The following is an 8,293-nucleotide window of genomic DNA, read 5'->3' as shown; positions in this document are numbered from 1 at the left end:
TCTGAGCGACGAGCGCGTTGCAGGAATCTTCGCCTTTCCGCTCGCGGTGGGGTCGCTCGGAATCGGCGCGGTCGACCTTTACACAGAAGATCCGGCCCGGCTCGACGATGCCGATGTTGCAGACGCCGTGACGCTCGCGGGGTTCGCCGCGTGGCAGGTGCTTCGCCGTGTCCTCGACGACCAGGACTCAGAAGAGGATTCGCGCGACGACGCCCTCGAATCTTCTCGACGAGAATTTCATCAGGCCACCGGGATGGTGCTGGAACAAATGGGGGTGCCCGCGTCAAACGCGGCCCTTCTCATTCGCGCCCACGCCTTTTCAACGGGTCGTTCCGTACTCGACGTATCCCGCGACATCGTCGATCGAAACCTCGTTTTCTCTGAGGAGATGGCATGACAAGGTACCCTCGCCTACGGCCGAAGTTAGAGTGGAGGCTATGGTGAGTACGACGCGAGAGGCCCGGCTCACTGCCGCATTCGTGACGCTCGCAGACACGCTCGTCGCCGATTACGACGTGCTCGATCTGCTGCACACGCTCACAGACACCTGCGCCGACTTGCTCGACGCGTCGGCCGCAGGTCTCACCCTCGCCGACGACGCCGGAAATCTCGAGGTCCTCGCGTCGACGAGTGAAGAGAGTCGCCTCGTCGAACTCATGCAGCTGCGCGATGGCGCCGGTCCCTGCATCGAGGCCTATCGCACGGGTGAGGTCATCGTCGTGCCCGACGTCGAAGAAGTCTCCGAAGTCTGGCCCGTGTTCTCCCGTGATGCATTGGCCCAGGGCTACCGTTCCGTGCACTGCATTCCCATGCAACTGCGCGGAGAGAACATCGGAAGCCTCAATCTCTTTCGCACGTCTCTCGGAACGCTTCCTGACGACGACATCGCTGTCGCCCGAGGCCTTGCCGACATCGCGACCATCGGCATCCTGCACCAACGTGCGCTGCACGAGAGCGATGTGGCCCGCGTGCAACTGCAGCGCGCCCTCGACAGCCGCGTGCTGATCGAGCAGGCGAAGGGGGTGCTCGCGCAGACTCATGCGCTCGACATGAATGCTGCGTTCGCCCTGCTGCGCAACCATGCCCGGGCGAGCGGTGCCCGCTTGCAGGATGTGGCCCGCGGCATCGTCGAGCGCCGCCTCGAGATCTGAGCGACCAGACGATTCTGATCGGGCTCAGATGCCTGTTCCGCCCTCCCACAGGTGCTCTGAGGTGCCACTGATGAGTGACGCCACACTCATGGCCTGGCTGTCGGTGAGCGATGCGATGTAGTCGACAATTCCACGGCCCCGCCCCCGCGCGATGAGACTCTCGTCGTCGACACGATCGCCGAGCAGCTCGGAAGAGTCTGCCCTGAGACGGAAGTATCCGGCCGTCGCCACCTGCACGAGCTCGACCAGCCGTCGCGGAGCGCGGGGCGCGTCGTCTTCGTCGGACAACCAGGCGCTGAAGCCCTCGACGAGCGTCTCGAGCACGCGGCCCTGGCCGCGCTGGTAGGTCGCCAGATCGGGTCTGTCGAGAACAAAACGCGTGTGCACGAACTTGAGCACGACGACGTCGTGCCAGGCTTGTTGGCCGAGCCGCACGTGTGCGCTTCTCACATGCGGGTCGCGTTCCACGACGATCGACCGCTGAAGGCGGTTGATCCAACTGCGGGTGAACGACGAGATGGCCCGCTCGGCTTTCATCGACCCGTCGAACGGAACGGAGAGGAGGCCGTCTCCCAGATCTTCGCTGACCCTCTGCACGGCGACCCGGAACGCGTCGTCGGACGCGTTCCACGCGTCACGGTTGTGGATGCGTCGACGCACCAACTCGAGGGCGTGGCCGGGCGTGCGGGCGCTCGATTCGAGCGATGGCTCGTCGAGGCGCGACAGGCGTGACTGGTCGCGGAGCCAGCTGCGCAGCTCGGCGGAGACAGAGGCCTGCTGCAGGACGCCGGCGCGGTAGAAGTCGTCGAGGTCGTGGATCGAATACGCGATGTCGTCTGCGATGTCCATGACCGAGCATTCGACGGTCTGACGCCACTCGCCGATCTCGGGGAACGCCGCCTGCGCCTCGCGTAACTCCTGAGCGTCGAGCGTGTAGGCGGAGAATTTGTCTGCTCCGCCGTTGCGCTGGGAGCCGACGCCCCGCGGCATGCCGTCGGGCATGTCGGTGCGCACCCGTGATTGCCAATCGGCGCGCAGCCAGGGGTACTTGAGTACTCCGGCCCGAACGGCGGTGGTGAGGTTGAGACCCTGCTCGGTGGCGTCGCAGGCGTCGAGCTCGGTGAGGATGCGGAAGGTCTGCGCGTTGCCTTCGAAGCCCTCCGACAGGCCTAACCGTTCGCGAGCGAGCCGATCGAGCACCTGTTCACCGAGATGGCCGAAAGGAGGGTGCCCCAGGTCGTGGGCGCTCGCGGCGGCTTGAACGACGACGGGATCGCAGCCGCCGAGTTCGCGCACGAGTCGCCCCGTGTCGCCGGGATCTTGTTCAAGCATCACGGCGATCGATCGGGCCACCGCTGTGACCTTGACGGAGTGGGTGAGTCGATTATGGATGACCGGACCCGCGCCGGCCTGCGAGATGACCTGCGTGACCGCTGACAGGCGTGAGAAATACGGCGAGAACCGGATGCGTTCGAGGTCGACCCTGAAGTCGGGCTGGGGCTCGATGCGCTCGAGATCGTCGAGCTGCTCGGGGATACGCCGCCTGGTACGTGCCTCAGAGGTGTTCTGCAGTTCGTCTGCGGTGCTCATCTGACCGAGGTTACATCTGCAGGGCGAGGGCGAAGGGCAGCACACTCCCCGCGCCGTGTCGGCGCAATTCGCGCCCCGCGACCGTCATGGTCCATCTGCTGTCGACGAGGTCGTCGACGAGCAGCACCGGCCGGCCCGCAAGAGTGTCGAACTGAGACGCCAACGAGGGGCCGACCTCGATGCGCTGCCAGATAGACGAGAGACGGTAGACGCTGTTGCCCCCGGGGGCTCCGTCGGGGCCGCCACCGACGAGATCGAGGGAGCCGAGGTGGGGGAGCCGGCCGAGGCCGGACAGGCCCTCGGCTATCGATTGCACGAGTACGGGCCTGCGCCTCGACGGCATGCTCACGATGGCGACGGGTCGTTCGCTCCACGGCCATTCGCCCAGTACCTTCGCGCAGGCCTGGATGAGTGCGGGGCTCGCGGGTTCGTCGGGTGCGCCTGCCGCGAAGAGCTGTCGCAGCGTTCCACCCCAGCCGAGGTCGGTGAGCCGGGCAAGTGCGCGGCCAGGCTCGACGCGCTCGTCGACGGCGATGCGACCCTTCACTGCGACACCACGCTCGGAGGCGCCGGTCGGCCATTGGGTGCGCGGCTCGATGACCGCCCCGACCCGCTGGAGCGCGGTCTGGGCAGTGGCCTGGTCGCCGGACGCGACCGAACTGTCGTACCAGGCGCTGGTGCAGTTGTCGCAGCGGCCGCACGGCGCGGCCGTCGGATCGTCGAGTGCACGCTGCAGAAACTCCATGCGACAGCCCGTGGTGGTCTCGTAGTCGAGCATCGACTGCTGCTCGAGCACCCGCTCTGCGGCGATGCGCTCATAGCGTTCGGCGTCGTAGACCCAGGGCCGGTGAGTCGAGCGCCACCCGCCCTGTACCTTCGACACCGCGCCGTCGACGTCGAGCACCTTGAGCAACAGCTCGAGAGGCGTTCTTCTGAGGTCGACGAGGGCCTCGAGCGCCGGTGTGGACAGGGGGCCGGATTCGGCGTCGAGCGCGTCGAGCACGGCGCGGGCGCGTCGGTCGTCGGGCATGGACGCCGTGGCGAAGTAGTGCCAGATCTCGGGATCTTCTCGGCCCGGAAGCAGTAGTACGTCGGCGTTGGCGGTGGCGCGACCCGCCCGGCCGACCTGTTGGTAGTACGCCACGGGAGACGAGGGGGCTCCGAGGTGGATGACGAATCCGAGGTCGGGCTTGTCGAAGCCCATGCCGAGCGCGCTCGTGGCGACGAGAGCTTTGACCTCGTTGCCTTTGAGTTTCGCCTCCGCCGCCTCGCGGTCGGCCGGGTCGGTGCGGCCGGTGTAGGCCAGCACCTCGTGGCCGGCCTCGCGCAGGAGCCGCGCCGTGTCTTCGGCGGCCGACACCGTGAGCGCGTAGATGATGCCGCTGCCCTGCATCTGGCCGAGGTGGGTCAGCAGCCATCCGAGCCGGGCCTTCGAATCGGGCAGTCTGAGGGCTCCGAGTCGCAGCGATGCGCGAGCGAGCGGACCTCGAATCGTGACGACGGCGTTGGTGTCTGAGCCCTGCGAGTCGACGCTGAGCTGCTCGGCGACATCGGCGACCACCCGGGAGTTGGCTGTGGCGGTCGTGGCCAGCACCGGAACCTGCGGGGGGAGCTCGGCGATGAGTGTGCGCAGGCGACGGTAGTCGGGGCGGAAGTCGTGGCCCCAGTCGGAGATGCAGTGCGCCTCGTCGACGACGAGGAGCCCCGTGCGGCGCACGAGTTCGGGAAGCTGCTCGTCGCGGAAGCGGGGGTTGTTGAGTCGCTCGGGAGAGACAAGCAGCACGTCGATCTCGTTGCGGGAGAGCCGTTCCCTGATCGAATCCCACTCGTGTGTATTGGCCGAGTTGAGACTGGCGGCCGTGACGCCCGCGCGGGCGGCGGCCGCAACCTGGTCGCGCATCAGGGCGAGCAGGGGCGACACGAGGATGGTCGGCCCCGCGCCGCGTTGCCGCAGCAGCAGAGTCGCGATGAAGTAGACGGCGGACTTGCCCCATCCGGTGCGTTGCACGACCAACGCGCGACTGCGGTCTGCGACCAGGGCGTCGATGGCCTCGCGCTGCCCGTCGTGGAACTCGGCATCGTCTCGACCGACGAGCGAGCGCAGAATGTCGATCGCGGTCTGCGGAGTCTCAGATGACGTCATGACTCGAGCCTGCCACCCACCGCCGACACCGCACGACGCTCGCGCCGTTCCGAGGCAGAACTCGGGTAGCCTCCCCTCTGTGAAGAACCGTCTCCCGACCCACCTCGTCGCCGTCTTTCTCGGCGGAATCGTGGGAACCGCCCTTCGGCTCGCACTCGATGAGGTCGTTCCCCACGCCGACGAACAGTTTCCCGCCAGCACGCTCGTCATCAACGTTATCGGGTCGTTCGTTCTCGGATGGCTGACAGGCGGCCTGTTCAGTCGAGATGTCTCGACGGTCGTGAAGGCGGCTATCGGGCCGGGTGTTCTCGGATCGTTCACGACGTTCTCGGCCGTGATACTCGCCCTCGTACTCCTCGCGGCCTCGTCTCCGTCCCAGGTCGTTCTCGCCGTGATCTATCTCGCCGCGACGTTGCTCCTGGGCTTCGGTGCTGCGTTCGTGGGGCTCCGTGTGGGCGCGCGGGGCGCCGGGCCGCGTTGCGATGATCCGCGTCGCGACACGAACGCCGAGGTCGCCGAGTGACGCCCCTTCTCGCTCTCGTGGTCGTCGCTGCGGGCGGCGTCGCGGCAGTTCTCCGCTACCTCGTCGGCGTCGTCGTGGCCGCGCGCCCCGCCTCCTCAGGGCTCCGACGCTTTCCCTGGGCCGTGTTGCTCGTGAACGCCGTGGGCTCTGCGCTCGCGGGTTTCGCGGCAGGACTCGCAGCGACGTCGGCAATGTCGGCAGATGTGCGGCTCGTGCTCATCACAGGTGTGGCGGGCGGACTCACCACATTCAGCACGTTCAGCGTCGAGACCGTCACGCTGGCGCGGTGCGGCCGATGGCGTACGGCCGCGGTCTCGTGCGTGCTGAATCTGGCCGTTGGCCTCGCGCTCGCGGTGGCCGGCTACGCGCTGGGCGTGCTGCTGTCCGCCTGAGCGGGGCCCGCAGTGGGGCAACATGCATACGAAGTATTTCTCCGACCTGCGAGACTCGATCCCGAGCACGTGTTCGCGAACCCCTACCTGAATCGAGTACTCGGAGAATGACGAGCAGGGGTCGACGCGTATCGCTTCTCGATCTCGTGGCCGCGGGTGCAGCCGGGCGGCTCGGGCCGACTGAACGAACAGGGCATCGCCTTCTACGACCGCCTCCTCGACCGACTGCTCTCCGACGGCATCAGTCCGATGGCGACGCTCTTTCACTGGGACACGCCGCTCGAACTGGCCGGCGGCTGGAGGTCGCGCGACACGGCTCGTCGACTCGGCGAACTCGCCTTTCTTCTCGGCGAACGGTTCGGCGACCGGGTCGACCGGTGGGTCACGGTGAACGAGCCGGCGATGGTGATGCTCGACGGCTACGCGTTGGGCATCCACGCGCCGGGGGAGACGCTGCTGTTCGACGCACTTACCGTGGCGCACAACCTGCTGCTCGGGCACGGGTACGCAGTCGAGGGCCTTCGTGGCGCCGGTGTGAACGGCCTCGTGGGCATCACCAACGTGCACACACCCACGACCCCGGCCACGTCGTCCGACGAGGACACCGCGTTCGCGTGGCTGTTCGATGTGCTGCACAACCGCATCTTCGCCGATCCGGTGCTGCTCGGGCATTATCCGGAGCCGCTCGATGATTTTCGCGCCGTGCTCAAGCCCGTGACCGACGTCGACTCCCGTGACCTGGCGCTCATCTCGCAGCCGATCGACTTCTACGGCCTCGACTATTACGCCCCCACGCGAATAGCGGCCGGGGCAGGTCGAGCGGCGTCTTTCGACGGAGAGTCGGAGGCCATGGCGTCGCTGCCGTTCCACCTGGCTCCCTGGCCCGAGTTCCCGACCACCGGGTTCGGCTGGCCGATCGCTCCCGAATTTCTCGAGACGACGCTGGCCGAGCTGGGGCAGAGATACGGATCGGCGCTGCCGCCGGTCATCATCAACGAAGGGGGAGCGAGCTTTCCCGAGTCGCTCGTGCTCGATGAGCGCACAGGCGAGCGGGTGGTCGCCGACCCGAGGCGCATCGACTACCTGTCCCGTCACCTCGAGGCCGCGCTCCGATCGACCGCACCGGGCGGCGTCGCGGAAACTGTCGACCTCAGGGGGTACTTCGTGAAGACGCTGCTCGACGGCTTCGAATGGGCCGCCGGATACAGCCAGCGCTTCGGACTCGTGCACGTCGACTTCGCCACCGAGGAGCGCACGCCGAAGGACTCGTTTCGCTGGATGCAGGCGCTCGCGGGGGACCGTCGACTCTAGACGCCTAGGATTGCGGGCATGTCGCCCCGCCTCCGCGCGCCCCGAACGCTTCGCGAACGCGCGGGCGTCTGGATCGGCGACTACGCCTACGCCCTCCGGTCGGAGAGTCGCAGCGCACGGTCCCGGCCCGATCCCGTGCCCTTCGAACAGGGCGACAAGCGGCCGGTCCTGCTGATTCCGGGTGTCTACGAGCGGTGGGAATACCTGCTCCCCGTCGCCCAGGCGCTGAATGACGCCGGGCACCCGTGCTTCATCGTGCCGCGGCTGCAGCGCAACAGCATCCCGATTCCCGAGGCCGCGCGCCTGGCCGGCGCCGTGCTGCGCGAGCGCGACCTCACCGACGTGGTGATCGTGGCGCACAGCAAAGGGGGGCTGATCGGCAAGCACGTGCTCGCGTTCGACGACCCCGATCGACGCGTCGCGGGCGTCGTGGCCATCGCGTCGCCGTTCCAGGGGTCGACCCTGTCGAGGCTGCCGCTCACACGACCGCTGCGCGAGTTCGCGCCGGGCCGGGGCAGCATCGCTGCGCTGACAGCAGAGAAGCTGATCAACGAGCACATCGTGTCGATCTACCCGTATTTCGACACCCACATTCCACGCGGCAGCGAGCTCGCCGGCGCGACGAACATCGCACTGCCGCTGAGCGGGCACTTCCGGGTGCTCGCCGAGCCTCTCGTCATCGCCGAGGCGCTCCGTGCCGTCGCCGCACTGCCACGTACGCACCGCGCACCTGAGGCGTTCGATCTCTGAGAGCTTCCTCCACGGCGAATGGCGTGAAGTGGGGGCTGGCTTATAGTGAACGCATGGAATGGCTGATCCCGGTAATCATCGTCGTCGTCCTCGTGTTCATCTTCGGGATCTATCTCTGGGCCACCTACAATTCCCTCGTCACCCTCAAGGTGCGTGTCGACGAGGCGTGGAGCGACATCACCGTTCAGCTGAAACGTCGCGCCGACCTGATTCCCAACCTCATCGAGAGCGTCAAGGGATACGCGGCACACGAGAAGAGCGTCTTCGAGTCGGTCACGGCCGCGCGCGCCGAGACCCTGCAGGCACGGGGCCCGGTCGACGCATCCGTCGCCGAGACCCACATGCAGACCGCGCTCAAGAGCATCTTCGCCGTGGCCGAGGCCTATCCCCAGTTGCAGGCGAGCCAGAACTTTTTGCAGTTGCAGGCCGAGCT

The 8,293-nt window shown here is 67.2% G+C and carries 8 protein-coding genes and 1 pseudogene; 7 read left to right on the top strand and 2 right to left on the bottom strand.

Annotation, left to right across the window (positions count from 1 at the left end; translation table 11 throughout):
- Both ACE5CZ_RS05960 and ACE5CZ_RS05955 read left to right on the top strand, forming a co-directional pair.
- Positions 1-397 (top strand): ANTAR domain-containing protein (locus ACE5CZ_RS05960; RefSeq protein WP_374946417.1); only part of this gene is annotated, 397 nt, incomplete at its 5' end.
- A gap of 40 nt (positions 398-437) precedes the next feature.
- A complete protein-coding gene (locus ACE5CZ_RS05955) occupies positions 438-1,151 on the top strand; it encodes a GAF and ANTAR domain-containing protein (protein WP_374946416.1) in 714 nt (237 codons plus the stop codon).
- 24 nt (positions 1,152-1,175) lie between these two features.
- Here ACE5CZ_RS05955 and ACE5CZ_RS05950 read toward each other — a convergent pair whose 3' ends face one another.
- A complete protein-coding gene (locus ACE5CZ_RS05950; RefSeq protein WP_374946415.1) occupies positions 1,176-2,741 on the bottom strand; it encodes a deoxyguanosinetriphosphate triphosphohydrolase family protein in 1,566 nt (521 codons plus the stop codon).
- A 10-nt stretch (positions 2,742-2,751) separates the two neighbouring features.
- Positions 2,752-4,884, bottom strand: a complete 2,133-nt coding sequence (locus ACE5CZ_RS05945) for a RecQ family ATP-dependent DNA helicase (RefSeq protein WP_374946414.1) — start codon at positions 4,882-4,884, stop codon at positions 2,752-2,754.
- Positions 4,885-4,963: 79 nt separating this feature from the next.
- Here ACE5CZ_RS05945 and ACE5CZ_RS05940 point away from each other — a divergent pair, with 79 nt between their 5' ends.
- From ACE5CZ_RS05940 to ACE5CZ_RS05920, 5 genes and pseudogenes are all read left to right on the top strand, one after another.
- Complete coding sequence (locus ACE5CZ_RS05940) at positions 4,964-5,407, top strand: fluoride efflux transporter FluC (protein ID WP_374946413.1); 444 nt, start codon at positions 4,964-4,966, stop codon at positions 5,405-5,407.
- Positions 5,404-5,799, top strand: coding sequence for a fluoride efflux transporter FluC (locus ACE5CZ_RS05935; protein WP_374946412.1), 396 nt, complete (start codon positions 5,404-5,406; stop codon positions 5,797-5,799). The genes ACE5CZ_RS05940 and ACE5CZ_RS05935 overlap by 4 nt, the downstream gene beginning before the upstream one ends.
- 129 nt (positions 5,800-5,928) lie before the next feature.
- Positions 5,929-7,110, top strand: a pseudogene (locus ACE5CZ_RS05930) (glycoside hydrolase family 1 protein); the annotation flags it as partial.
- An 18-nt stretch (positions 7,111-7,128) separates the two neighbouring features.
- Complete coding sequence (locus tag ACE5CZ_RS05925) at positions 7,129-7,860, top strand: esterase/lipase family protein (protein WP_374946411.1); 732 nt, start codon at positions 7,129-7,131, stop codon at positions 7,858-7,860.
- A gap of 53 nt (positions 7,861-7,913) precedes the next feature.
- On the top strand, positions 7,914-8,293 hold a 380-nt coding region (locus ACE5CZ_RS05920; protein WP_374946410.1), incomplete at its 3' end, for a LemA family protein.

Origin of the sequence: Agreia sp., from assembly GCF_964263775.1 — a bacterium.
Lineage (GTDB): Bacteria > Actinomycetota > Actinomycetes > Actinomycetales > Microbacteriaceae > Agreia.
The sequence above is the reverse complement of the archived record's forward strand: the minus strand, read 5'-3'. Positions and strand labels throughout refer to the sequence as shown.

Bases quoted from the DNA above. Each gene is read 5' to 3' on its own strand.
- ACE5CZ_RS05955 (WP_374946416.1), top strand. From the start codon at position 438: ATGGTGAGTACGACGCGAGAGGCCCGGCTCACTGCCGCATTCGTGACG.
- ACE5CZ_RS05950 (WP_374946415.1), bottom strand. From the start codon at position 2,741: ATGAGCACCGCAGACGAACTGCAGAACACCTCTGAGGCACGTACCAGG.
- ACE5CZ_RS05945 (WP_374946414.1), bottom strand. From the start codon at position 4,884: ATGACGTCATCTGAGACTCCGCAGACCGCGATCGACATTCTGCGCTCG.
- ACE5CZ_RS05925 (WP_374946411.1), top strand. From the start codon at position 7,129: ATGTCGCCCCGCCTCCGCGCGCCCCGAACGCTTCGCGAACGCGCGGGC.